The organism is Kribbella sp. NPDC026596 (genome assembly GCF_040638415.1).
Lineage (GTDB): Bacteria > Actinomycetota > Actinomycetes > Propionibacteriales > Kribbellaceae > Kribbella.
Genome location: NZ_JBEZYF010000031.1, coordinates 73,288 through 98,071 on the forward strand (window position 1 = coordinate 73,288; position 24,784 = coordinate 98,071).

The following is a 24,784-nucleotide window of genomic DNA, read 5'->3' on the forward strand; positions in this document are numbered from 1 at the left end:
GAATGCGCCAAGGCGAGAGACCCACGTTCGGCGTGGTCGTGCGGAGACAGCAGTACCTAGGAATTACTGCTGCAGGGCGGCCGCGATGGCGTCGGCGAGGGGAGTAGTGGGGCGGCCGATGAGGCGGCTCAGGTTGGAGCCTCGGCCGGCCAGCAGGCCCCGCTCGATCGCGGCGTCGACGTCGACGAGGATCGGCGCGAACTGCTCCGGTACGCCGGCTCCGGTCAGGATCCCGAGGAGGGTCTCGCCCGGAACGTTGTTGTAGGCAACGTCCTGCCCCGACTGCCGGGAGAGCTCGGCGGCGTACTCGGCCAGCGTCCAGGCGTTGTCGCCGTTCAGCTCGTACGCCGTCTTCTCGTGACCCGCACCGGTCAGTACGACGGCAGCCGCGGCGGCGTAGTCGCGCCGGGAGGCCGACCCGATCCGGCCGTCGCCCGCACTGCCGACAACCCCGTGCTCCAGCTGTACGGCGATCTGGTCGGTGTAGACCTCGTGGTACCACCCATTGCGCAGGAACGTATAAGGCAAACCCGAATCGAGGATCGCCTGCTCGGTGGCGATGTGGTCGGCGGCCAGATCGAAGTCGGCCTCCGGTCCGCCGAGCACGCTGGTGTACGCGATCCGGGCGACGTCGGCCGCCTTGGCCGCGTCGATCACAGACTGGTGCTGGGCCCGCCGGATCGGCTCGAGGCCGGAGATCAGCAGGACCGTGTCGCCGGCGCCGAACACCGTGGCCAGCGCAGCGGGGTCGTTGTAGTCGGCGATCCGGACCTCGACGCCACGCTCGGCGAGGCCGGCCGCCTTCTCGGCGTTCCGGGCGACCGCGACGACCTGGTCGGCGGGTACCCGCTGCAGCAGTTCATCGATGACGAGTTGGCCCAGGTGACCGGTGGCGGCGGTGACGACGATGCTCATCCGTACTCCTTGTCGTTGAGGGTGACATCACCGACAGTAGGCGGCCAGGACGAGCGGTTCTATGTCCATGAAGCGCTGATTCATGTCCGATCGTCTTGAAGGGCTGGCGTATGATGCCAATCATGGATGTTCTCGCCGATGTCGTCTCCGCGCTCCGAACCGGCCCGGCCACGTCCGGCCGGACCGATGTCCGGGGGCCGTGGGGGCTGCGGTTCGCCCACTCGTTCGGCGCGACGTTCCACCTGGTCCTGCAAGGGACGGCGTGGCTGCTGCCGCCGGATGGGGCGCCGATCGCGATGGGGCCGGGGGACGTGGTGCTGATGCCGCGCGGCCTCGAGCACGCGCTGGCGGACCATCCCGATTCGCCGCTGGTCGACTTCGATCCGGCGATCGAAGAGCCGGTACAGGGTGGCGGTGCGCGCTCGCTACTGCTGTGCGGCACATACCGGCTCGATCGTGAGCGCCCACATCCCGTGCTGAGCAGGCTGCCCGATGTCGTCTACGTGCCCGCGGATCCGGGCCGGCATCGCACGCTGCACTCCGCGATCGGCATCCTCGGTGAGGAGCTCGACGCCAATCGGCCGGGCGCGGCGGCCGTCGTACCGCCACTGGTCGACGCGCTGCTGGTGCTGATCCTGCGGGCCTGGCTGGAGGATCGCAACTGCCCGACCGAGAGCGGCTGGTCCCGGGCCCTCACCGATCCCGCCGTCGCGCGGTCGCTGGAGTTGATCCACGACCGGCCGGGCGCGTCGTGGACGGTCGCGGACCTCGCGACCGACGTCGGTCTGTCGCGGGCGGCGTTCGCCCGGAGGTTCACCGAGGCGGTCGGCGAGCCGCCGCTGACCTACCTGTCCCGCTGGCGGATGACCACTGCAGCCCGGCTGCTGCGTGACCATGACCGGCCGCTCGCGACAGTGGCGAAGGAGATCGGGTACACGTCCGAGTTCGCGTTCGCGAAGGCGTTCAAGCGCGACTTCGGCATCCCACCAGGCACCTATCGCAAGCAGTTGACCGTCGTAGGCAACTGACCGTCAGTTCGTGAGGTCCTCCGGCCGGAGCGTGGCGACCAACTCGCCGCGACTCCGCACGCCGACTTTGGCGAATGCGGCCTTCAGATGGTCCTGGATCGTGTGCGGTGAGATCGACAGCCGGTCGGCGATCTCCGTGGTGGTGTGACCGGAGATCACCTCGAGGCAGATCTCCCGCTCCCGAGTGGTCAGTCCGTACGCCGCCAGCAGCATGCCGACCAGGTGGTGACCCGAGGCCGGCTCGATCGTGACCACGACCTCCTCCTGGTCACCGATCAGCCGGCTGCCCTGCAGGACCACCCAACCACCGGACGCAGTCTGCACCCGGGCCTGGAAGGTCCCGGCCGCTCGGGTCCCGGTGACGACCGCGCGAAGTAGTACGCCGAACCGCCCAGGAGCGATCTCGTTCAGCTCATCCTGCCAGATCTGCGCGGCTGCGGTGATCGCCCGCGGCTCCCCACGAGGGTCGGTGACAACGATCGACGGGCCGACCCCTCCGCGGTACCCATGCGCATCCGTGCGTACGGCGACTCGCGTGGCCGCGCCGATCACGGGCGCCACCGAGCCCAGGAACTCCACCTCGCGATCGCTGTAGTCCGGCCCGCTGCGGACGAAACCGGCCGCGCCCCAGCAGTCCCCGTCGACCGTGAAGGTCGCCCGCACCTCGTGCTCGATCCCGAGCGGCCGCCAGACCTCGTTCAGCCGCCGATGCCCGACGACCTCGCGGTAGGGCAGGTCGGACAGTCGTGCCACCGGGCGCGAACACCGGGCCAGTTCGGCGAACGAGTTCGGGTCGGTTCCGGCGTACTCCGTCTCGGCCAGCCGCGGCTCGTACTCGGGTGGGATGCGGTCGCGGCCGCTCGTCATCGAGCTGATCACCAGCGTGCCCGGGTCCATCCCGGCCCAGCAGGTCAGCTCACTGCCGATGACCTGCTCGACCACCTCGATCGCGGCGGCATGCAGGTCCACGACGCCCAGTCCTGACGTCGCCAGTGCCGCGATGTCCCGGCGCGCGGCTCGCGCCCGGCCCTCCCACATGGGCTCAGTATGCGCCGCCGTACCGATGCCGCCTATCCCGGAAATGTGGGGATTCCACCGCCCGCACGAGCCCACCGCGACGGGATATCCGCCCGCGCGCCTGTTTCCTACGGTCGTGGCAAAGGGAGGACATCATGACCGAATCAGTACATCTCAGCACAGCAGGCACCGGCGCGGAGTACGTCGCTCCGGACGCGACCGTGACGGTCAAGGTCGGAGCCGAACACACGGGCGAGCAGTACGAGATCTTCGAGATCGACGCGCCGCGCGGCCAGGCCGGACCGCCGCACACCGAGTCGTGGAGCAAGGCGTTCTACGTCCTGCAGGGCCGGATCCTGGTCCAGGCCGGCGACCAGGGGTACGACCTCGGCCCGGGTTCGTCGATCAGCATCCCGGCCGGCACGGTGAACACCTTCTCGGTACTCACGCCCGCCGCGAAGTTCCTCGCGGTCAGCCAGACCGGCCGGATGGGCGCGTTCTTCGCCGACCTCGCCACCGCCGACCCGACCGACTATGCCGCCCTGGGAGAGATCTCGGGCCGGCACGGCGTGGAAGTACTCCGATGAGTACGGCGGCGCAGGTGCTCGCTGTGGTGATCGCGGTGATGCTCGCCGGGGTGTGGGTGATGGAGTCGTTCCTCTACCGCCAACCGAGGCTGTACTCGATGTTTCTGACCAAGCCCCGGGACTTCGACGCGGTCCGGCTGTGGACCGTGAACATGGGCTTCTACAACCTGACCACGGCGATCGCTCTGGTGGCGGGCGTCGTACTCGCGCGGTCCGGTCAGGTCCCGGCGGGCGAGGCGCTGGTGACATTCACCGCGGCCCAGCACACATTCATGGCGATGGTGCTGGTCGTGTCGGAGCGGAAGCTCTGGCTGAACGCGCTGCTCGAGGGGATTCCTGCCCTGGGATTGCTCATTCTGATGCTGGGCTGACCTGTAGGAAAGTTACGAACATTGCGCAATCATGGGCATGAAACACCGCACACCACTCATGGTCCCCAGAATGTCACCGACAGTTCGACCGGTCCGGGGGCCAGCCGCCCTGAGTACCCGTGAAGGTGAGGCCCATGAGCCCAATCAGTCGCAGGACCCTTGTTTTCGGCGGTATTGCCGCGGCCGGCGTCAGCGCGCTCCCGGCCCGGTCGGCCGTGATCGCGGCCACCGCGGCAGTCCCGTACCCGTTCCAATTGGGTGTCGCCTCCGGCGAACCCGATGCGAACAGTGTCGTGCTCTGGACCCGGCTGGCCCCGTCGCCGGTGAACGCCGACGGCCAAGGCGGGATGGCGAACGCCGATGTCACCGTCGATTGGCAGGTGTCGACCACCGATACCTTCAGCACCCTCGTGGCCTCCGGCTCGGTCGCCGCGAAGTACGCCGCCGCCCACTCGGTGCACGTCGTCGCGGGCGGTCTGAGCCCGGACTCCGACTACTACTACCGCTTCCGCGCACAGGGCCACCTCTCACCAGTCGGCCGCACCCGCACCACTCCCGCGGTCGGTGCGGCAGGCCGTGACCTGGTGATGGCATTCACCTCGTGCTCGCACTACGAAGAGGGCTACTTTACCGTCTACCGCCGGATGGCCGAGGAGAAGCCGGGCGTCGTCCTGCACCTGGGCGACTACATCTACGAGTACGGTCCGACGACCGGTCGGCCGCGCTTGCACGCAGGCACCGCCGAGATCGTGTCCCTCGCGAACTACCGTCAGCGGTACGCGCAGTACAAGACGGACCCGGATCTCCAGGCCGCCCACGCTGCCGCGCCGTGGATCGTCGTACCGGACGACCATGAGGTGGAGAACAACTACGCGGGGACAGTGCGCGAGAACAACACCCCGGCGCTGACTGCCGCGCAGTGGACCGCTCGGCGGTCGGCGGCGTACCAGGCGTACTACGAGAACATGCCGCTGCGGCCCGCGCAGGTGAACAGTGGCAACAGCATCCAGCTGTACCGACGGCTGCGGTGGGGGAGTCTGGCAACGTTCCACATGCTCGACACCCGGCAGTACCGCAACGACCAGGCCTGTGGTGATGGCTGGCAGCTCTGCTCGGACGCGGACCTGGCGTCGCGCAGTCTGCCCGGCAACTCGCAGGAGACCTGGCTGCTCGACGGTCTGAACCAGCACCTCGGCACCTGGGACATCATCGGCCAGCAGGTGTTCTTCGCGCGGCGGTTCAACTCGACCGGCGCCAGCATGGACTCGTGGGACGGCTACCGCGCGTCCCGCGCCCGGATCCAGCAGGGCTGGGTCGACCGCGCTGTCCGCAATCCCGTCGTACTCACGGGAGACGTGCACCGGGCCTGGGCCAGTGACCTGAAGGCCGACTACAACAACGCGAGTTCGGCGACCATCGGCACGGAGCTCGTGACGAGTTCGGTGACGTCGAGCGGAGACGGGGACGGCGCGACCACGATCCCCGATGTCGGGACCAACCCGTGGCTGAAGTTCTACAACAACCGCCGCGGCTACGTCCGTACGACGATCAGCCCGGCGCAACTGCGGGCCGACTTCAGGGCGGTGGCGAAGGTGTCCGAGCACGGCGCCGCAGCGACCACGGCGAAGTCGTTCGTCGTCCAAGAGGGCCAGCCCGGCCTGCAGGCGGTGTGAGGCAACTATGAGGAAGACACTGAAGAAGACAATCGCCATCACCGCGCTGGCAGCGACCACTCTGACGATCAACGCCACCACCGCGGACGCTCACCTCGCCGCACCGACCTGGATGACCGCCAACAGTGTTTCCACCGGCGACCAGGACGCCCCTTCGATTGCGACCAACCGCAACGGCTATGTGGCCGTGGTGTGGGAGGACGACCGCGACACCGACAACGCGACCGACAACGTGCACAGCGAGATCTTCATCCGGCTGTTCCACAACGGAACGTCGGTCTACGAGAAGAAGCTCTCCGCCGGCGGCAGCAGTGGGGTGACGAACTGGCGTCACCTGCACCCGGATGTCGGACTCGATGACAAGGGCAACGCCGTCGTGGTGTGGCAGGACGACCCGGACGGCAACGGCTACTACAACGTGCCGTACCGCGTGGTGAACACCGCAGGTACGGTGACCGCCTCCGGCAACGCCAACACCAGTGCCGACGGGCAGCAGATCAACCCGCGGGTCGCCGTCGACCCGGATGGTGCGCCGAGCGGTGCTGCCGTCGCGTTCACTGTGGTGTGGGAGGACATCCAGACCGGCACCCAGCCGACGGTCAGGGCGGCCGGGTACACGGGTCCGACGACCAGGGCCTGGGAGGTCACCGCCTCGACGACGACCGGGCAGCACGACAACCCGGACGTAGCCGTGTCTGCCTCGGGAGATGCGATCGTCGTCTGGGAGGACGACGGCGATGCGAATTCGTCGTACGACGTCGGGTTGATCCGGCTGGGCCGGACCAACGGTGCGGCCACGCTGTCCCGCCGGGTCGCGAACGCCAACACCAGCGGCCAGCAGACTCACCCATCGGTCGCGGCCAACTTCAACGGTGACTTCGCTGTTGCCTGGGAGTCCGACCACACCGGTACGGCGGGCGCCTGGACGCGCAACTTCACGTCGACGGGGACCGCCCGGTACGCCGACGTACAGGTGGCGACCGGTGCGAACGCGCCGTCGATCGGCATCGATGATCAAGCGCAGACGGTGGTCGGCTGGACGGTCCAGGCCACCACCCTCGACGTCTGGGTCCGCGGCTTCGGCACAGATGGCACCGACACGGGCCGGCTGTCGGCTCAGCAGTTGAGCTCGCTGCCGGACGGGCGTCAGGAGCAGATGACCGTGGCCGTGTCGCCGTTCGCCGAGGTGGCCGTGGCTTACACCGACGACAACGACGGGAACACGTACGACCAGATCTATCTAGGCACCGGAATCTCCAACAACAGTTGGTGAGTCACCGCGTCGCCGGGGACACCGTGCTCAGCACGGTGTTCCCGGCCGTGACCACCTCGAGCCGATCGATGTCGTGCAGCGGAATCGACGTACTGGCAGGCACATCGGCGTGGTAAGTGGTCGGAGTCGCCCACCAGCCGGCCGTCTCGACTGTTCCGTCCCGGCCGTGCACGACCAGCGTGCACTGCTCACCGGGCTTCAAGTCGCTCAGGCTGAGCTTGATGTCAGTACCCCAGCCATGGCTGGTCAGCTTGGCCGTGGTGTCGATCCCGCCGACACCATTCGTCGCCGTCCAGGTAGCTGACTGTGAACTCGGTCCCTGCAGGCCCTGCCATCCGACGACTCCCACCACGCCCAGCACGATCAAAGCCACCGCTCCCGCGAGCACTCGCCGCCACCTCCGCGGACGTGGCGCCGAGTCGTGGATTGCGATGGGAGGAATCGGCGGTTCGACAGCCAGGATCCACGACTCGACGGGCGTCGCCTCGAGGTCTTCGAGCGGTACGGAGTGCAGGAGGCCGGGGAGAGGGGCGAACTGGAGGAGGGTCTCGCGGCAGACAGGGCAGGTCTCGAGGTGCCGCTCGATGGCACGCCGTTCCGACGCATCGAGCGCACCGAGGACGTAGGCGCCGATCGTGGTGGTCTCCGGGCACGTCATGAGCCGGTCACTCCTCGCTCCTCCAGGGCGGCGCGCAACGCGTGTAGCGCGTAGTAGCTCCTCGACTTCACCGTCCCGGGTGGGATCCCCAGGACGGTGGCCGCCTCGGCGACGGTGCGCCGCAGGTAAAATAGTTCGATGATCACCTGCAGGTGGTCGTGGCTGAGACTGTGCAGGACCTCGGCAACCTGCCAGGCCTGCAGCACGCGGTCGATATCGTCACCGAGGGCGGCGAACTCGCGGTCGTCGATCGGTACTTCGGTCACCCGGGCAGCGCGCTTGCGCCGTCCCGAGATGACCAGGTTGCGCGCCACCGTGAACAGCCAGCGCCCGACCCGGTCCGGGTCCAGATCGCTGGAGTGTGCCCACGCCCGCGTCATCGTCTCCTGCACGATGTCCTCCGCGTACTGGTGGTCTCCACCCACCGAACGCAGGACATAACCGAACAGCGGGCGCCGGTACCTGTCGTACAGCGCGCGGATCACTGTGTCGTCATCCACACCAGAGAACTACGTACGGAAGCGATAAAAGGTTCAACTGAACCTCCTGGGGCAGTTTCGCGTACTTGTCCATGAAAGGAGATACATCAGATGAACCACAGAGCTTTCACTTTGTTGCTTGGAGCAACGGCAGCGTTGGCCACCTTGACCGCCTGCGGTGCCAGCAGCAGCGATACAGGTGCGGCGACCGGCAATCAGCCGGCGGCCGCGAGCGGAGCCGTCTCCGTGCAGAACGTCGACGGCGTCGGTCAGGCCCTGGTCGACCCGGCCGGCAAGACGCTCTATTTCGCCGACCAGGAAGCCGGCGGCATGATCAAGTGCACCGCGAACTGCTTGACCTTCTGGATGCCGGCGGCAGGAACTGCCGACGCGGCGAAGGCGGTGCCCGGACTCAGCGTGATCAAGCGCTCCGACAACGGAGCCGACCAGCTCGCCTTCCAGGGCAAGCCCCTGTACACCTTCAAGCTCGACACCGCGCCGGGCCAGGACAAGGGCAACAACGCGCAGGACTCGTTCGGCGGTATCGCCTTCACCTGGCACGCCGCGGCCACGACCGCCGCAGCGCCGACCCAGGCGCCGTCGACCTCGAACGGCGGTGGCTACGGCTACTGACGGGTGAACAATCCGGTCAGGCGGCCGCGGGCGATGGTCTTGGCGTCGATCGCCCTCAGGGCCTCGTCGAGGTCAGCGCCGTTGGGGAGAGCGGTCGCCTCGGACAACGCATAGACAGTGAAGCGGTAGTGGTGCGTGCCGCTGGGTGGGCAGGGACCGAAGTACGTGGCCCTGCCTGCCGAGTTCTTCGCCTGCGTGGTGCCGGCGTGGCCTTCCGCGATCGAGGTCGTGGTCGGCTCGAGGTCGAGCAGGACCCAATGGGTGAAGGTGCCCTTCGGTGCGTCGGGGTCGTCGACGACCAGGGCCAGGGCACCGGTGTTCGGCGGCGCGCCCTTCCAGGCGAGCGGCGGTGAGACGTCGTCTCCGTCACAGGTGTACTTGCGGGGGATCGGTCCGCCGTCGCGGAACGCCGTACTCGTCACTGTGATGTCGGCCGGGGCGGTGGTGGCCGGCTCTTTCGCCTGTCCACCACCGCACCCGGCCGCTCCGATCAGGAGGGTCGTCCACAGCACCAGCCGTCGCACTCTTCCAACGTACGTGTCTAGCGGCCGGGGACGAAGATGATGGCGTCGCCGACGGATCGTTCGGCGCCACCGGCGCCGCTGGGGTGGTTGACCAGGGTTCCGTCCTGAAGGGCCATCGCGGTGGAGCCGCCGCCGTCCAAGTTGATCGCGTTGCGCATCCCGAGTGCCTTCGCGACCGCGGCCGTCTCGTCCATCGTCGTACCGACGCTCGTGGTCTGCCGGCCGTCGAGGGCGGCGAGCACGATCTTGCCGTCACGGGTCGTGCCGGCGATGCTGCGCGGGTTGCGGTCGAAGAAGCTGCCGGTGCCGCTCGGTACGACGATCTCGCCGTTGGCCGTCAACCGGTAGCGACCGGTCACGCCGTACAGGCCGCTGTGCAGCGGGACGTTCTCGCCGTCCTCGTTCGATACCTTCAGGTCGTTGCGGACGCAGCCCTTGGCCGCGACGGCGAGGAGCGCGGCGGTGTCCTGGCCGGTCGCCTGCAGCGAGGTCTGGCTCGCGGTCAACGTCGTACCGCGCGTGGTCGACGTCCGTACGACGCAGCCGCGGCGATCCAGCACGACCTCGACACCGGCGCCGACCGGGGTCGTGGCGGCGAACTCCGGCGTGAACAGTACGACGTCGCCCGGCGCTGTGCACGTGGTCTGGTCGGGCAGGGTGGCACACGTGGTCGGGATCACCGGCGGGTGGTTGACGAACTCGAGCGGGAGTTCCGCGCCGGTCTGGCGGTTCCGAACCGTGCCGGACCAGCTCAGGTGGCCCATCACGACCTTGTTGCTCTTGGCATCGATCAGCAGGTTGGCCTCGGCCGGATCGGTGAGGGGCTCGCTGAGCAGTTTGCCGTCGGAGATCCCGAGGCCGACCGGGTCGCCCGGGTACTGCGGGTTGGCTGTGAACGTGAAGAACGACGCGTTCACCCCGGCGAGCGCGCCGGCCGACCGGACCAGGTCCGAGGTCTTCTCCACCTGCGCGAGGTCGGGACCATACGTCGTCTTCAGGTGGCCGTTCGCCTTCTTCGGGTCGATCGTTAGCACGCTGATCACCCACGGACCGCGCGGCGTCGTGTTGATCTGGTCGGCCGGCGCCGGGTCGGTCCCGCGCACGATCCGCGTCAACGTGACCCCGCGAGCCAGCACCTGGCTGCTCCGGGTCTCCACCAGATCCGCGTCGCCGATCGGCAATCCCTGTCCGGCCGGAACGACCGTCGGAGCCGGACCGGCCTCACCTGTTGGCGTCGCACCGGCGGCCGGTACGACGCCGGCCGTCACGACACCCAATACCGCGGCCGCGCTCAACGCGGTCCGGAACACTCGAGCGGAAGTAGTCATGCCCACCATCCTCATCGTCGATGGTGGAATCTTTCCGTTCCAGCTCCTGGCCTGCCAGTATCTGACAGGTTACGGTTCAGTGCCGCGGAGTGAGCCGGATGATCGGCAGCTCGCGGTCGGTCTTCACCTGGTACTGCGCGAACCGCGGGGCGGCCGTGGTGATCTGCTCCCACGCCTCGGCGCGCTCCGGTCCGTGCAACTGCTCCGCGCGTACGTCGATCGTCCGGCCGTCGACGGCGATGCGAACCTGGTCCGGGTGCGCGGCGAGGTTGTAGTACCAGTCCGGGTTCCCCGGTGCGCCGGCCGCGGACGCGACGATCAGCCGGCTTTCGCCGATCCCGGGGAACCAGCCGACCGGGGTCGTCCGCTCGCGACCGCTCTTGCGGCCGACGGTCGTCAGGACGAGCGCATTGAACCCCATGAACTTGCTCTGCGGCTGGCGGCGGATCCGCCGGGCCATCAGGTGATTCATCCACGCCATCACGCGGCCGCGCGGTTGCCGGGCGCCGTGCGTACCAGGGCGGGTGTCGAAGCTCATCGGCTGCTCACCGCCTCGGATGTGTGCACCGTGCGGGTGGTGGTGACCTTCTCGTCGTGCGTGAAGGGATGCCCGTCCAGGTTGAAGCTCCACGACACGGTCGGCGTGATGCGCAGGTAGTGCGCCGGGCCGAACTGGCCCTCGCGTTCGACCAGGTCCGCCTCGCCGTAGATGCGCAGGTAGCGCGGGATCCAGGGGCGGACGGATGCCAGGTCGTCGATGACGAACGCGACCTTGGTGTTCCCGTCCTGGACGTTGCGGTACTTCCGGGTCCGGACCGGGTCGATGCCGCCGACGTACAGGTAGGTCCCGTCGTACTCGAAGCCGACCGGTACGGCGTCCGGCTGGCCGTCGCTCGCGACCGTCGCGAGCCGGCCGAGCGGCTGTGATCGCAGGTACTCGAGCTCCGCTTCGCTGAAAGACATCGGTCCTCCTCCGGTGGTTAATGCCGCGTACTGTACGCGACATTAACTATACATGCCATGTACCGTAGAGCTGTGATGGAGATGGGGGTGGACGCGGATCAACTGGATGCCGCGTCGGGGCTGCTGCAGCTCACGACTGTCGTGCAGGGCCTCTACGCCCGGATCTCCGAACGGCACGAGCTGACGCCGGTCCAGGCCAGGCTGCTCTGCGTTCTGCTGGGTGGCCCGAAGGGCATGGCTGAGCTGGCGCAGTGCTTCGGTGTCGAGAAGGCCGCGCTCACCGGTCTGATGGACCGGGCCGAGAAGCGTGGGCTGGCCGAGCGTTCGGCCGTCCCCGGCGATCGGCGGGCCTTGCAGGTGACTCTGACCGACGCCGGACGCCGCGCCGCGACCGCCTTCCACACCGACGTCGGCGAGGCTCTGAACAAGCTCATCGATGGTCTGAGTCCCGCGGACCGCGAGCATTTCCGCGCGGCCATGGCCGGCATCCTCAGCAGTTGCCGGAGTGGACACGGTCCGTGCTGAGCGTCCGACGGATGAAACCGACACGGTCTGCCAACTGACATTTCCTCTACGATCCAGGCGTGTCCAATCCGCTGAGCGCCTGAAGTGTCCGCCGTCGTCGGGGCCTTCGTCGCGCTGGTCGCGGTAGCCGTCCTCGGGTACGTCGTCGGTCTGCTCCGCGTACTGCGGTCCCAGGACGAGCTGGTGCTGTCCCGGCTGGCGTTCTTCGTGGCGACGCCGGCGTTGCTGTTCACGACCGTCGCGCGGGCGGACCTGCACTCGATCTTCTCGGTGGTCCTGGTCACCAATGTGGCCAGTCTGTTCGTGGTCCAGCTGGTCTTCCTGGTGGTGGCCGCGATCTGGCGGCGGACGAGGGCCGAGGCGACGATCGGCGTACTCGCGTCGTCGTACGTGAACGCTGGGAATCTCGGCGTACCGGTGGCGGCGTACGTACTGGGGGATGGGGCGCTGGTTGCGCCGATCCTGCTGTTCCAGTTGCTCGTGATGGCGCCGATCGCGTTCGCCGTACTGGATGGTGATCAGCAGGGATCCGGTCGGCGGGTTTCGCTGCGGACCGTGCTGGCGCGGCCGTTCCGCAATCCGCTGACCGTTGCGTCGCTGCTCGGACTGGTGGTTTCCCTGCTCGGCGTGCAGGTGCCGGAGCTGGTGATGCGGCCGATCGAGCTCGTCGCGGCCGCGGCGGTGCCCGTCGCGTTGGTCGCCTATGGGCTCAGCCTGAGCGCGGGCACGAAGGACTCGATCACTTTGCGGCGGGACGTCGTACTGGCCGTGCTTCTGAAGACCGTGCTGCAGCCGATTGCCGCGTACGCCGTGGGGCGCTGGCTACTCGACCTTCATGGCGCGGCTCTGTTGGCGCCGACCCTGCTGGCCGCGTTGCCGACCGCGCAGAACGTCTACGTGTACGCCGTTCACTACCGCAGCAGCCGCACCCTCGCGCGGAGCGTGGTCCTGCTCAGCACGCTGCTGTCGATCCCGATCATGATCGCGATCGCCGGCCTGCTGGCCTGACGTCACTTCATCGCGCTGAAGGCCTCTTCGGCGACCGGGGCGACCTGGTCCACGGCGACGCCCTCGTTGGCGGACTGGGCGATCACGGTCAGGGTGTTGGAGCCGCGGTAGCACTGGGTCGGGAGGTTGCCGGTGGACTCGACGCAGGTAGAGCTGCCGATCTTCTTGACCTTGTCCGGGGTCGCGCCGGAGTCCGCGACGGTCTTGTCGATGTCGACCTTCCCGCGCAGCGCGATCACCACGTACATCCGGTTGCCGTCGATCGTCCCGTACGCCTCGACGGTCGCCTGCTTGCCGTCGTTGATCCGGCTCAACGCGTCCCGCGTCTGATCCAGCTGCAACTGGCCGCGGATCTCCTGATCGGTGATCCGGTCGAGTCCCGCGAGCTTCGCGGGCGGGGTGATTCCGCGGGCCGTGTTCAGGCGGTTGAGCGGGCCGAGGCCCCACACATAACCCAGCACTGCCAGCGCGATCAGGATCACGAGCGCCGCGGTGACCGTCATCCACGGTCCCCGGATCCGCCGATACCACGGCTTCTTCGGCCCATCAGCCGGCTTCGCAGCCTTCCCGCGCTGCCAGAACTTCTTATTCCCGACAGCAGGCTTCCCGGCTGCAGACCTCTCTGCGGCAGACTTCTCTGCGGGTGCGTTCTCGTCCGCTGGCTTGTCGGAGGCACCCACAGCCGCGATCTCGGTCGTGGTCTCCGTCGCCGACGCAGCGTCCCCGGCCGTGCTGGTCTCGTGCGCCGGCTTCGGCTCCGGTGTGGTGGGGTCACTCATGGGTTGGCTCCTCGGACGTGGGGTCGCGGGGTTCGGACCCGATGGTTCCACATCGAGACAAATCGGTTCCGCAGCGTAGTCGCTTCGGTCGCACCCAGGCGTGTGGTCAGAGTGTGGCGACGACCTTGATGGTGTCGCTGTCGTCCGCGTGCCAGACGATCTCGCCGGTGATGCGGCCGGCGGCGCGCAGGTCGGGCTCGGCCCGCTCGGCCAGCGTGAGCCGGGCGGCGGGACCGGTGACCTCGACCTTGCTGACCTCGGTCTTCATCGAGACCTGCGCCTCCGACTTGGCGCCACGGATGCCCGCGAGCACCTCGGACACCGCGTCGAGGACCTCGGGCTCCTGGTCGGCGACCGCGAGGTCGGCGTCCGGCGTCGGCCACGACGACACGTGGATCGAACCCTCCTGCCACCACGACCACACCTCTTCGGTCGCGAACGGCAGGTACGGCGCGAGCAGCCGCAACTGGACCGACAACGCAACCGCCAGCGCGGCCTTCGCCGAAGCAGCGGCCGCCTCACCCTGACCGCCGTACGCCCGCTCCTTCACCAGCTCGACGTAGTCGTCGCAGAAGGTCCAGAAGAACCGCTCGCTGACCTCGAGCGCACCGGTGTAGTCGTACCGCTCGAACGCGGCCGTCGCGTCGGTGACGACCGACCGCAGCCGCTGCAGCATCGCCAGGTCGATCGGCTCGGTGACCGCGGCGGTGTCCACCGTCGTCGCCCCGAAGCCGAGGACGAACTTCGACGCGTTCAGAACCTTGATCGCGAGCCGGCGCCCGACCTTCATCTGCGACTCGTCGAACGGCGAGTCCAGCCCCGGCCGAGTCATCGCGGCCCGCCACCGGACCGCGTCCGAGCCGAACTTGTCCAGGATCTCGGACGGAATGATCGCGTTGCCCTTGGACTTGGACATCTTCTTGCGGTCCGGGTCGACGACGAAGCCCGAGATCATCGAGCGCGCCCACGGCAGCGTCCCGTTCTCGAAGTGGGCCCGGACGACGCGGGAGAACAACCAGGTCCGGATGATCTCGTGCGCGTGCGTGTTCAGATCCATCGGGAAGGTCCGGCCGAACAGGTCGTTGTCGCGCTCCCAGCCGCAGACGATGTGGGGGGTGAGCGACGAGGTCGCCCAGGTGTCCATCACATCGGGGTCGGCCTCGAAGCCACCGGGCTTGCCGCGCTGGGACTCGTCGTACCCCCGCGGGGCCTGCGAGGTCGGGTCGATCGGCAGCTCGGCCTCGCTCGGCAGCAGCGGGTGGTCGTAGTCCGGCTCGCCCTCGTGGTCCAGCGGATACCAGACCGGGAACGGGACGCCGAAGAAGCGCTGGCGGGAGACCAGCCAGTCGCCGTTCAGCCCCTCGACCCAGTTCAGGTAGCGGTGCCGCATGTGCTCCGGGACCCAGGCCAGCTCGTTGCCGCGGTCGATGAACTCCTGCTTGAGGTGGGCGTCGCGACCGCCGTTCGTGATGTACCACTGGCGGGTCGAGACGATCTCGAGCGGCTTGTCTCCGTTCTCGTAGAAGTTCGCCATCCGCTGCGTCGGCGTCGGCTCGCCGTCCAGGTCACCGCTCTCGCGCAGCTTCTCGACGATCAGCTCGCGTGCGCTGAACACGGTCTTGCCGGCGAGCTCGCCGTACAGCTGCGAACCTTCCAGCCACTCCGGGGTCTCGCGCAGCAGCCGTCCGTCGCGGCCGATGACGGTCCGGACCGGCAGTTGCAGCTCGCGCCACCACTGGACGTCGGTGAGGTCACCGAAGGTGCAGCACATCGCGATACCGGCACCCTTGTCCGGCTCGGCCGCCTCGTGCGCGAGAACCGGCAACTCGACGCCGAAGAGCGGAGACTTGACCGTCTTGCCGAACAGGCCCTGGTACCGCTCGTCGTCAGGGTGGGCGATGAGTGCGACGCAGGCCGGGATCAGCTCCGGCCGGGTGGTCTCGATGTAGACCGGCCCGTGCGGCGCGTGGAACGCGATGCGGTGGAAGAAGCCCGGGTAGTTGCGGGCCTCCAGCTCGGCCTGGGCGACCGCGGTCTGGAACGTGACGTCCCACATCGTCGGCGCCTCGGACAGATACGCCTCGCCGCGGGCGAAGTTGCGCAGGAACGCGCGCTGCGACGTCCGGCGGGAGTCCTCGGAGATCGTGGTGTAGAGGTACGACCAGTCGACGCTCAGGCCGACCCGCCGCCACATCGCCTCGAACGCCTGCTCGTCGATGTGGGTCAGCTCACCGCACAGGTCGACGAAGTTCTGCCGGGAGATCGGGAGCTGCCGCTTCGGGTCCGGCTTCGCCGGCGGGGTGAAGTCGGGGTCGTACGGCAGCGAGGGATCGCACCGGACGCCGTAGTAGTTCTGGACCCGGCGCTCGGTGGGCAGGCCGTTGTCGTCCCAGCCGATCGGGTAGAAGACCTTCTTCCCGCGCATCCGCTGGAACCGGGCGACCAGATCGGTGTGGGTGTAGCTGAAGATGTGCCCGACGTGCAGCGACCCGGAGACCGTCGGGGGAGGCGTGTCGATGGAATACACATCGGCGCGCTCCGCGGTGCGGTCGAAGGCGTAGGTCTGCTGCTCCTTCCATACGGCAGCCCACTTCTCCTCGAGACCTTCGAGGCTGGGCTTGTCTGGAACACGGGACGTCAGGCTCATGCGCACAATCGTAGTGGCTGTCAAGGGGTGCTCCGACCTGTTTATCCACAGCCCCTCCTAGACTGGGCCTTCTCATGAGCGACCTTTCTTACGCCGACGTGTCGGCTCGGCTTCAGCAGCGCTGGCCGGAGTACAAGATCGAGCCCACGCTGGCCCGGGTCCAGCGGCTCGTCGAGCTGCTCGGCGACCCGCAGAAGGCCTACCCCGTGGTGCACCTGACAGGGACCAACGGAAAGACCTCGACCGCGCGGATCATCGACACCCTGCTGCGCGAGGCGGGGCTGCGCACCGGCCGGTTCACCAGCCCGCACCTGGAGTCGGTTCGGGAGCGGATCACGCTGAACGGCGAGCCGATCAGCGAGCAGCGCTTCGTCGACGCGTACGCCGAGATCGCGCCGTACCTGGACGTGGTCGACGCCGAGCAGGAACACCCGCTGTCGTTCTTCGAGGTGATGACCGCGATGGCGTTCGCCGTGTTCGCCGACGCCCCGGTCGACGTCGCCGTGATCGAGGTCGGTCTCGGCGGTACCTGGGACTCCACCAACGTCGCCGACGGGACCGTCTCGGTGATCACCCCGGTCGCGGTCGACCACGCCCACATCCTCGGCGCGGATCCGGTCACCATCGCCCGGGACAAGTCCGGAATCATCAAGCCCGGCGGTACGACGGTGATGTCGCAGCAGAGCCTGGAGGTCTTCGAGGTGCTGCTGGCCAAGGCCGCCGAGGTCGGCTCCCCGGTCGCCCGCGAAGGGATCGAGTTCGGCCTCACCGCCCGCTCGCTCGCGGTTGGCGGTCAGCTGATCTCGGTCAAGGGCCTCGGCGGCGAGTACGACGACATCTTCGTCCCCCTGCACGGCGAGTACCAGGCGCACAACGCGGCCACCGCGATCGCGGCCGTCGAGGCGCTCCTCGGCGCCGGACCGCAGTCCGAGGGCCGCGTCACCACCGAACTGCTCCAGACCGGCTTCGAGCAGGTCACCAGCCCCGGCCGGATGGAGGTCGTCCGGAACAGCCCGACGATCATCGTCGACGCCGCCCACAACCCGCACGGCGCCGAGGCGGCCGCGGCCGCGGTCTCGGAGGCGTTCGCGTTCCAGCCGCTGATCGGCGTCCTCGGCTGCATGAAGGACAAGGACGTGTACGGCGTCCTGGAGGCGTACGAACCGATCATGGAAACGGTCGTGTGCACCCGGAACAGCTTCGTCGAACGCTCGATGCCGGCCGAGGAGCTCGGTGAGCTCGCGATCGAGGTGTTCGGCGAGGACCGGGTGCTGGTCCGCCCGCACCTGATCGACGCGATCGACGACGCGATCCGGCTGGCCGAGGAGAACGCGATCGCCCTGGGCACCGGCGGCGTACTGATCACCGGCTCGGTCATCACCGCAGGCGAGGCCCGCACCCTGCTGGTCCGCAAACCGAAGCAGGCCGACGAATGAGATCGCTGGCGTCGATCGTCCTGGGGTTCGAGGCGCTCGTGCTCGCGCTGGTCACCCCGGTGATGATCTCCGTCGCCGACATCCGGCCCGCGATCGCGGTGCCCGTCTGCGTCGGCCTGGCGTTGCTGGCCGTTGTCGCCACCGGCCTGCTGGGCAACCAGGTCGGTTACATCCTGGGATCAGTGGTCCAGTTCGGTGCGGTCGGGCTCGGCTTCGTCGTACCCGTGATGTTCGTGCTCGGCCTGGCGTTCGCGGGCTTCTGGGTGGCCGCGATCGTCCTCGGCCGCCGCATCGAAGAAGCCAAGCGCGCCCATACCGGTTAGGCTCACGGCCCAGAACTACGTCGAGAGAGAGTTTCAGATGTCGCAGCGCACCCTGGTCCTGCTGAAGCCCGACACGGTCCGCCGCGGCCTGGTCGGCGAGGTGCTGGGCCGGTTCGAGGCCAAGGGGCTCCGGATCGTCGCGCTGGACCAGCGCACGATCGACGCCGAGCTGGCCGACCAGCACTACGCCGAGCACGTCGAGCGCGACTTCTACCCGCCGCTGCGGGACTTCGTCACCAGCGGCCCGCTGGTCGCCCTGGTTCTCGAGGGCGACGAGGCGATCGAGGTCGTCCGCGCCCTGAACGGCGCCACCGACGGCCGCAAGGCCGCCCCCGGCACCATCCGCGGTGACCTCTCCCTCTCCAACCGCGAGAACCTCGTCCACGGCTCAGACTCCCCGGAGTCCGCCGACCGCGAAATCAAGATCTGGTTCCCCGACCTGCCCTGATCCACAGCCCGGACAGCGGCGGAGGCCGCTGAGGACTGGTTGTGCAGGAACGGATACGATACGTGCCGGGCGGACGCGGTCGTGTCGGTCCATGGGCTGTGCGCGGGCGGCGCTTAGCCTGGTTTGGGTCGAGTGGGAGGTGCCGCGGTGGCGAACAGCATGCTCGGCCGCGACATGGCGGTCGATCTCGGGACAGCGAACACTCTGGTCTACGTCCGTGGTCGCGGGGTGGTGCTGAACGAGCCGTCGGTGGTGGCCACCCGGACCGACGAGCCGCGCGAAGCGGTGGCGTTCGGGCACGAGGCGAAGAAGATGATCGGCCGGACGCCGGGCAACATCACCGCGATCCGCCCGCTGAAGGACGGCGTGATCGCCGACTTCGACGCCGCCGAGCAGATGCTGCGCTACTTCATCCAGCGGGTGCACCGGCGCCGGTACTTCGCCAAGCCGCGGATCGTGGTCTGTGTGCCGTCCGGGATCACCGCGGTCGAGCAGCGCGCGGTCCGCGACGCCGGCTACATGGCCGGCGCCCGCAAGGTCTACATCATCGAGGAGCCGATGGCCGCCGCCCTCGGCTCGAACCTCGAGGTCCGCGACGCCACCGGCAACATGGTGGTCGACATCGGCGGTGGTACGACGGAGGTCGCGGTCATCTCGTTCGGCGGCATCGTCACCAGCCAGTCGATCCGGGTGGCCGGCGACGCCATCGACAAGGCGGTCGTGAACTACTGCAAGAAGGAGTACTCGCTGCTGCTCGGCGAGGCCACCTCCGAGCAGATCAAGATGACGATCGGCTCGGCGTTCCCGACCACCGACGGGCCGGACTCCGAGATCCGTGGCCGGGACATGGTCTCCGGCCTGCCGCGGACGGTGAAGGTGTCCTCGTCGAACATTCGGCAGGCGATCGAGGAGCCGATCACCGCGATCGTCGACGCGGTCAAGGCCACCCTGGACAAGACCCCGCCGGAGCTGGCCGGCGACATCGTCGACCGCGGCATCGTGCTGACCGGCGGCGGTGCGCTGCTGAAGGGCATGGACGAGCGGCTGCGGCACGAGACCGGTATCCCGATCCATGTCGCGGAGAACCCGCTGGACGCCGTCGTCCTCGGCGCCGGCAAGTGCGTCGACAACATCGAGACCCTGAACCGCATCCTGGTCACCGACAACCGCCGCTGAGGTTCCACCGATGCTCAAAGACCTCGGTACCCCTGCCAGAAGCGCAATCCGTTCGGCCGGTGCGCCGCTCCGCTCAGCCGGAATGCCTCGGGAGATCCGCCGTCGCCGGACCGTGCTGGTCCTGGTGATCCTGGCTTCTCTCACCTTGATCGTGCTGGACGCCCGGCGCTCGGTCGGTTCGCCGGTGGAGCCGCTGCGCGAGGCCGCGGCGGGCGTTTTCGGTCCGCTCGAGTCGACCGCGAGCTCGGCCCGGCAGCCTGTGGACAACCTCCGCGACCGGTTCGCGGAAATGGATAGGTTGAAAGCAGAGAACGAAAAACTGAAGAGTGACAACGACCAGCTCACCCGCGACCTGAACACCTCCGACTACGCCCGCAACCGGGCCATGGAGCTGGACAACCTGCTGAAGCTCGCACCGGCGTTCACGATGACGCCGGCCCGGGTGATCGGGATCGGCAGTGCGCAGAGCTTCAACCACACGGTCACGATCGACGCCGGGACGGCGGACGGCGTGCGCGTCGACATGACCGTGCTGAACGGGACCGGTCTGGTCGGCCGGGTGGTGCGGACCACCCAGGGGACCGCGACCGTGCTGCTCATCGGCGACCGCAACTCGACCGTCGGCGGCCGGCTGAACGCCACGATGGCGCTCGGCTTCGTGTCCGGCCGCGGCGAGGTGGCGGGCACTCTCGACTACAAGCTGGTCGACCTGAAGGCGCGGCCCAAGGTCGGCGACAAGATCGTCACCTGGGGCTCCAGCGGCAACGCGCCGTACGTGCCGGGTGTCCCGATCGGTGTCGTCACCTCCGTGACGCCGAACGAAGGCTCGCTCGGCTCCACCGCGACGATCAAGCCGTACGTCGATCCCACCCGGATCGACACCGTTGGCGTGGTGACCGGACCACCCGCCCGGGCACCGCGCACCCAGCTCATACCTGAGGAAAGGAAGGGGAACTGACGTGATCGCCATACGCATCGGGTTGGCAGCCCTCTTCCTGCTGCTGGCCGTGACCATCCAGACCTCGGTGCTGACCAACATCGCGGTCGCCGGAGTGACCTGCGATCTGGTGCTGATCGTGGTGATCGCGCTGGGGTTGTCGCGGGGAGCGGAGTGGGGCGCGATCACCGGATTCGCCGGCGGTCTGCTGCTCGACGTCGTGCCGCCCGCCGACCACACGGCGGGTCGCTGGGCCCTCGCCCTCGCGATCGCAGGCTATGTGGCCGGTCTGATCCGTCGGGAGACGTCCACCGGTCCAGTCGGCCCGCTCTTGGTTGCCGTGACCGTGGTGCTCGGCACGGCGATCTCACTGTTCATCTACAGCGCCACCGGTTCGCTGCTGCACGACCCGTCCGTCGACTGGGGTGAGTTCGGCGTCCGCCTCGGCATTGCCGCCGGGTACGACGTGGTCGGCGCGATCGTGGTGATCCCCCTCGTCATGTGGATCATGGGCCGCGTCACCCCCGCTCGCGAACGCCGGCGAGTGCTGCCATGAACGAGCGAAGCGAGTTCATCATCAAGCGCAGCGCGTCTCGTGCCTCATCCGCGCCCGGAGCGAAGCGAGGACGTGGATGAGCTTCGACGGGTTTGAGGCGCCGTTGAAGGCGCGGCTGCGGTTGTTTGTGATCGGGGTGCTGGTTTTCTCCTTGCTGTGCACGTTGTTCGGGCGGCTCTGGTACATGCAGGTGATGTCCAACGCCGACTACACCCAGGCCGCGACGCAGAACCACACGCGAGAGGTGCTGGTGCCGGCGCCGCGCGGCACGATCGTGGACTCCCAGGGCCGGACGTTGGTCGGCAACCGGGTGTCGCTCGTCATCACGGTCGACCGGTCGGTCCTCGCGAAACTGCCGGACAGCCAGCAGAGCGTCGTACTGACGCGCCTCGCGAAGGTGCTCGGGCAGAAGCCGAAGGACCTGAAGGCGCGCACCATGCTCTGCGGTGAGCCCGGCGCGTCGAAACCACCCGCCTGCTGGAACGGCACGCCGTACCAGCCGATCCCGGTGGCGAAGGATGTCAGCGAGCAGATCGCGATCGAGGTGATGGAACGCCGCGAGGACTTCCCCGGTGTCGCCGCCGAGTCGCAGGCGCTGCGCGCGTACCCGGCGCCGTACCACGTGAACGCGGCCCACATCCTCGGCTACCTTTCGCCGATCACGACCGAAGAGCTCGAGGACCTGGACAAGGCCGGGCAGGATTCGGTCCCGCACCGTTCGGACCTGGTCGGCCGGGCCGGCGTCGAGCGTACGTACGACAAGCTGTTGCGCGGCACGCCCGGTGTGAAGAACGTGATCGTCGACGCGGTCGGGTACACCACCGGCATCCAGAAGCAGACCGCCCCGGTCCCGGGTGCCACCTTGGTGACCACGATCGACGCGCGGATCCAAGCCTCGGTCGAGACCCAGCTGAAGAACGCGATCATGACCGCGCGGAAGCAGTACGACAAGATCACCAAGAAGAAGTACGTCGCCGACTCCGGCGCCGCGGTCGTGATGGACACCAAGACCGGCCGGATCGTCGCGATGGCCAGCTACCCGAGCTACGACCCAGGCGTCTGGGTCGGCGGCATCACCCAGCGCGAGCTGGACGCGCTGTACTCCTCCAAGTCGGGCACGCCGCTGGTTTCCCGCGCACTGCAGGCTCAGCTCGCCCCGGGATCGACGTTCAAGCCGATCACCACCTCGGCCGCGCTCGGCGCCGGGTACAGCCCGAAGACGCGGCTCGACTGCTCGTCATACTTCGAGGTCGGCAACCGCCGCTTCAAGAACTACGAGTCCGCGTCGTACGGGATGATCGGGTTCGACCAGGCGCTCGCGCTGTCCTGCGACACCTTCTTCTACCGGATCGCCTACGCGCTCTGGCTCAAGGAGGGCGGCAACTCCAGCGATGTGACGACCCGCGACCCGCTGGTCGAGATGGCGCAGAAGTTCGGTCTCGGCAAGCCGACCGGGATCGACCTGCCCGGTGAGGTGAGCGGCCGGATCGCGGATCGCAAGTGGAAGAAGACCTACTACGACGCGCAGAAGGACTATTACTGCAAGCTGGCGAGCAACCCGCCGGCCGGGACGTCGGCGTTCCTGAAGCAGTTCTCCCGCGAGTTCTGCGTCGACGGGTACAAGTACCGCGCCGGTGACGCGGTGAACTTCGCCATCGGCCAGGGCGACACCACGGTCACACCGTTGCAGTTGGCAACGGTCTACTCGGCCCTGTCGAACGGCGGCACGCTGTTCGCGCCACGCGTGGTGCAGTCGTGGATCGGGGCGAACGGCAAGTCGCACGAGATCAAGCCCACGGTCAACGCCAAGCTCCCGGTCTCCAAGAACACGCTGCGGTACATCGACAAGGCCCTGCAGGAGACGGTCAAGACCGGTACGGCGGCCTGGAAGTTCAACGGGTTCCCGGTCGACCAGGTGCCGGTCCGGGCCAAGACCGGTACGGCGGAGGTCTACGGCAAGCAGACCACCTCGTGGCTGGCGTCGTACACCGATCGCTATGCCGTGGTGATGATGATCAGCCAGGCCGGTACCGGTTCGGGCGCCGGTGGTGACGCGGTCCGCAAGATCTACGAGACGCTGTACAACATCAAGCCCGTGCCGCCGGCTGAGCAGAACAAGCCGAAGCAGTGAAGGCCCGGTCATGGCACTGCTGAACCCGATCCGGGTCCGCTCGCGAATGGACCGCCGGTCGACCGTGTGGCACGTGGACTGGGTCCTCGTGCTCGGCGTGGTCGCACTGTCCTTCATCGGCGCGATGCTGATCTGGTCCGCCACCCACTCGCGGACGTCGCTGACCGACGGCAACCAGTACGCCTTCCTGATGCGGCACGCGCTGAACTTCGCCATCGGCCTGGTGCTCGCGATCGGTGCCGCGATCACCGACCATCGCCGCGTCCGCATCCTCGCCCCGGTCCTGTACGCCGCCTCGATCGTCGGACTGATCCTGGTCCTGGTGCCCGGGGTCGGCGCGGTGATCAACGGCTCGCGGTCGTGGATCCAGCTGCCCTGGATGTCGATCCAGCCGAGCGAGTTCGCCAAGCTGGCGGTGATCGTCGGGATGGCGTTGCTGATCGCCGAGAAGAGTGAGACCGACCGCAACGAGAACGCCCGGACGATCGACGTCGCGCAGGCCATCGCGGTCGCCGCCGTACCGGTCGTCCTGGTGATGCTGCAGCCCGACCTGGGCACAGTGATGGTGCTCGGCTCGATCATGTTCGGGATCATCGCGGTCTCCGGCGTGCCGAAGCGGTGGATGCTCGGCCTGCTCACGGCGGGCGTGGTGGTGGCCGCGGTCGCGATCAAGCTGCAGGTGCTGAAGGAGTACCAGCTGGCCCGGTTCATCGCGTTCGCGAATCCGTCCTCGGACCCGCAGGGCATCGGGTACAACGTGAACCAGGCCCGGATCGCGATCGGCAACGGCGGAGTCTTCGGCCAGGGGCTGTTCCACGGCAGTCAGACGCAGAACGCGTTCGTCCCCGAGCAGCACACCGACTTCGTCTTCACCGTGGCGGGGGAGGAGCTCGGCCTGATCGGCGCGGGCGCGATCATCGTGCTGTTCGCGGTGATCCTGTTCCGGGGGCTGCGGATCGCGGTGAACGCGCGGGACGCGTTCGGCCGGCTGGTAGCGACCGGGATCGTCTGCTGGTTCGCGTTCCAGGCATTCGAGAACATCGGGATGACGCTCGGGATCATGCCGGTCACCGGCCTGCCGCTGCCGTTCGTCTCCTACGGCGGCTCGTCGATGTTCGCCGGCCTGCTCGCCGTCGGCCTCCTGCAGAACATCCACCTCCGCTCCCACCGCTTCTGACCCGCCACCGCCAAGCACGCCGCACAGGGCCGGGCCTCCCCGAAAGGAACTGACACGTCAGGTACGCTGCTGCCTGCTCGACTCTGCTGATGGCCGGGCCTCCGGCGCCGGCGTGGTCATGGGGCCTTGGCTCCCGGCCTTCCCTCGTCGCTCCAGTCGCTCCGCTCCTTGCGCTCCTCAGTCCAGGCCGGG

At 68.2% G+C, this 24,784-nt stretch carries 26 protein-coding genes; 16 read left to right on the forward strand and 10 right to left on the reverse strand.

Features of this window, described 5'->3' with window-relative positions; translation table 11 throughout:
• Window positions 1-63: 63 nt before the first annotated feature.
• A complete protein-coding gene (locus tag AB0E63_RS25035) occupies window positions 64-915 on the reverse strand; it encodes an SDR family oxidoreductase (protein ID WP_360370801.1) in 852 nt (283 codons plus the stop codon).
• Between the two features lie 122 nt (window positions 916-1,037).
• Between AB0E63_RS25035 and AB0E63_RS25040 the strand changes: the two genes are divergently transcribed.
• Entirely contained in the window at window positions 1,038-1,943 is a 906-nt protein-coding gene (locus AB0E63_RS25040; protein WP_360370804.1) for an AraC family transcriptional regulator, read from the forward strand.
• Between the two features lie 3 nt (window positions 1,944-1,946).
• Here AB0E63_RS25040 and AB0E63_RS25045 read toward each other — a convergent pair whose 3' ends face one another.
• Window positions 1,947-2,981: a LuxR C-terminal-related transcriptional regulator gene (locus AB0E63_RS25045; protein WP_360370807.1), complete on the reverse strand. Its 1,035-nt coding sequence runs from the start codon at window positions 2,979-2,981 to the stop codon at window positions 1,947-1,949.
• 134 nt (window positions 2,982-3,115) lie between these two features.
• Here AB0E63_RS25045 and AB0E63_RS25050 point away from each other — a divergent pair, with 134 nt between their 5' ends.
• The 4 genes from AB0E63_RS25050 to AB0E63_RS25065 all read left to right on the forward strand — a co-directional run bounded on the left by AB0E63_RS25050 (window position 3,116) and on the right by AB0E63_RS25065 (window position 6,864).
• Window positions 3,116-3,547 (forward strand): cupin domain-containing protein, encoded by a 432-nt coding sequence (locus AB0E63_RS25050; RefSeq protein WP_360370810.1) that lies wholly within the window; start codon window positions 3,116-3,118, stop codon window positions 3,545-3,547.
• Window positions 3,544-3,918, forward strand: coding sequence for a DUF1304 family protein (locus AB0E63_RS25055; protein ID WP_360370813.1), 375 nt, complete (start codon window positions 3,544-3,546; stop codon window positions 3,916-3,918). Before AB0E63_RS25050 ends, AB0E63_RS25055 begins: the two co-directional genes overlap by 4 nt.
• Window positions 3,919-4,052: 134 nt before the next feature.
• Window positions 4,053-5,591, forward strand: coding sequence for an alkaline phosphatase D family protein (locus tag AB0E63_RS25060; protein ID WP_360370816.1), 1,539 nt, complete (start codon window positions 4,053-4,055; stop codon window positions 5,589-5,591).
• Window positions 5,592-5,598: 7 nt separating this feature from the next.
• Window positions 5,599-6,864 (forward strand): hypothetical protein, encoded by a 1,266-nt coding sequence (locus tag AB0E63_RS25065; protein WP_360370819.1) that lies wholly within the window; start codon window positions 5,599-5,601, stop codon window positions 6,862-6,864.
• 1 nt (window position 6,865) lies between these two features.
• Here the strand turns inward: AB0E63_RS25065 and AB0E63_RS25070 are convergent, their stop codons facing one another.
• Complete coding sequence (locus AB0E63_RS25070) at window positions 6,866-7,522, reverse strand: zf-HC2 domain-containing protein (RefSeq protein WP_360370822.1); 657 nt, start codon at window positions 7,520-7,522, stop codon at window positions 6,866-6,868.
• On the reverse strand, window positions 7,519-8,022 hold the full coding sequence (locus tag AB0E63_RS25075; RefSeq protein ID WP_360370825.1) for a sigma-70 family RNA polymerase sigma factor: 504 nt from the start codon (window positions 8,020-8,022) through the stop codon (window positions 7,519-7,521). The genes AB0E63_RS25070 and AB0E63_RS25075 overlap by 4 nt, the downstream gene beginning before the upstream one ends.
• 90 nt (window positions 8,023-8,112) lie before the next feature.
• On the opposite strand from AB0E63_RS25075, the gene AB0E63_RS25080 reads away from it, so the two are divergent.
• Complete coding sequence (locus AB0E63_RS25080) at window positions 8,113-8,634, forward strand: hypothetical protein (RefSeq protein ID WP_360370828.1); 522 nt, start codon at window positions 8,113-8,115, stop codon at window positions 8,632-8,634.
• Here AB0E63_RS25080 and AB0E63_RS25085 read toward each other — a convergent pair.
• The 4 genes from AB0E63_RS25085 to AB0E63_RS25100 all read right to left on the reverse strand — a co-directional run bounded on the left by AB0E63_RS25085 (window position 8,628) and on the right by AB0E63_RS25100 (window position 11,449).
• On the reverse strand, window positions 8,628-9,158 hold the full coding sequence (locus AB0E63_RS25085) for a YbhB/YbcL family Raf kinase inhibitor-like protein (protein ID WP_360370831.1): 531 nt from the start codon (window positions 9,156-9,158) through the stop codon (window positions 8,628-8,630). The genes AB0E63_RS25080 and AB0E63_RS25085 overlap by 7 nt on opposite strands.
• A 17-nt stretch (window positions 9,159-9,175) precedes the next feature.
• Window positions 9,176-10,486 (reverse strand): phosphodiester glycosidase family protein, encoded by a 1,311-nt coding sequence (locus AB0E63_RS25090; RefSeq protein WP_360370834.1) that lies wholly within the window; start codon window positions 10,484-10,486, stop codon window positions 9,176-9,178.
• A gap of 76 nt (window positions 10,487-10,562) precedes the next feature.
• Entirely contained in the window at window positions 10,563-11,024 is a 462-nt protein-coding gene (locus AB0E63_RS25095) for a nitroreductase/quinone reductase family protein (RefSeq protein ID WP_360370837.1), read from the reverse strand.
• Window positions 11,021-11,449, reverse strand: a complete 429-nt coding sequence (locus AB0E63_RS25100; RefSeq protein ID WP_360370840.1) for a PPOX class F420-dependent oxidoreductase — start codon at window positions 11,447-11,449, stop codon at window positions 11,021-11,023. The genes AB0E63_RS25095 and AB0E63_RS25100 overlap by 4 nt, the downstream gene beginning before the upstream one ends.
• A 57-nt stretch (window positions 11,450-11,506) precedes the next feature.
• On the opposite strand from AB0E63_RS25100, the gene AB0E63_RS25105 reads away from it, so the two are divergent.
• A complete protein-coding gene (locus AB0E63_RS25105; protein ID WP_360370843.1) occupies window positions 11,507-11,974 on the forward strand; it encodes a MarR family transcriptional regulator in 468 nt (155 codons plus the stop codon).
• Between the two features lie 84 nt (window positions 11,975-12,058).
• Complete coding sequence (locus AB0E63_RS25110) at window positions 12,059-12,982, forward strand: AEC family transporter (protein WP_360370846.1); 924 nt, start codon at window positions 12,059-12,061, stop codon at window positions 12,980-12,982.
• Between the two features lie 2 nt (window positions 12,983-12,984).
• On the opposite strand, the gene AB0E63_RS25115 is transcribed toward AB0E63_RS25110, so the two are convergent.
• Together AB0E63_RS25115 and valS are read right to left on the reverse strand one after the other, a co-directional pair.
• Entirely contained in the window at window positions 12,985-13,761 is a 777-nt protein-coding gene (locus tag AB0E63_RS25115; protein ID WP_360370849.1) for a hypothetical protein, read from the reverse strand.
• Window positions 13,762-13,867: 106 nt separating this feature from the next.
• A complete protein-coding gene (gene valS / locus AB0E63_RS25120; protein WP_360370852.1) occupies window positions 13,868-16,408 on the reverse strand; it encodes a valine--tRNA ligase in 2,541 nt (846 codons plus the stop codon).
• Between the two features lie 74 nt (window positions 16,409-16,482).
• Between valS and AB0E63_RS25125 the strand changes: the two genes are divergently transcribed.
• From AB0E63_RS25125 to rodA, 8 genes are all read left to right on the forward strand, one after another.
• Window positions 16,483-17,844: a folylpolyglutamate synthase/dihydrofolate synthase family protein gene (locus AB0E63_RS25125; protein ID WP_360370855.1), complete on the forward strand. Its 1,362-nt coding sequence runs from the start codon at window positions 16,483-16,485 to the stop codon at window positions 17,842-17,844.
• A complete protein-coding gene (locus AB0E63_RS25130) occupies window positions 17,841-18,167 on the forward strand; it encodes a DUF4233 domain-containing protein (RefSeq protein WP_360370858.1) in 327 nt (108 codons plus the stop codon). Before AB0E63_RS25125 ends, AB0E63_RS25130 begins: the two co-directional genes overlap by 4 nt.
• Window positions 18,168-18,204: 37 nt before the next feature.
• Window positions 18,205-18,615 carry a nucleoside-diphosphate kinase gene (gene ndk / locus AB0E63_RS25135; protein ID WP_360370861.1) on the forward strand — a complete coding sequence of 137 codons (411 nt, stop codon included), beginning with the start codon at window positions 18,205-18,207 and terminating at the stop codon, window positions 18,613-18,615.
• A 159-nt stretch (window positions 18,616-18,774) separates the two neighbouring features.
• Complete coding sequence (locus AB0E63_RS25140) at window positions 18,775-19,791, forward strand: rod shape-determining protein (RefSeq protein WP_131352455.1); 1,017 nt, start codon at window positions 18,775-18,777, stop codon at window positions 19,789-19,791.
• A gap of 82 nt (window positions 19,792-19,873) precedes the next feature.
• Window positions 19,874-20,749, forward strand: coding sequence for a rod shape-determining protein MreC (mreC, locus tag AB0E63_RS25145; protein WP_360370864.1), 876 nt, complete (start codon window positions 19,874-19,876; stop codon window positions 20,747-20,749).
• Between the two features lies 1 nt (window position 20,750).
• Window positions 20,751-21,284: a rod shape-determining protein MreD gene (mreD, locus tag AB0E63_RS25150; RefSeq protein ID WP_360370867.1), complete on the forward strand. Its 534-nt coding sequence runs from the start codon at window positions 20,751-20,753 to the stop codon at window positions 21,282-21,284.
• 76 nt (window positions 21,285-21,360) lie between these two features.
• A complete protein-coding gene (gene mrdA / locus AB0E63_RS25155) occupies window positions 21,361-23,415 on the forward strand; it encodes a penicillin-binding protein 2 (protein ID WP_360370870.1) in 2,055 nt (684 codons plus the stop codon).
• A 10-nt stretch (window positions 23,416-23,425) separates the two neighbouring features.
• Complete coding sequence (gene rodA / locus AB0E63_RS25160) at window positions 23,426-24,592, forward strand: rod shape-determining protein RodA (RefSeq protein WP_360370873.1); 1,167 nt, start codon at window positions 23,426-23,428, stop codon at window positions 24,590-24,592.
• Window positions 24,593-24,784: the final 192 nt, after the last annotated feature.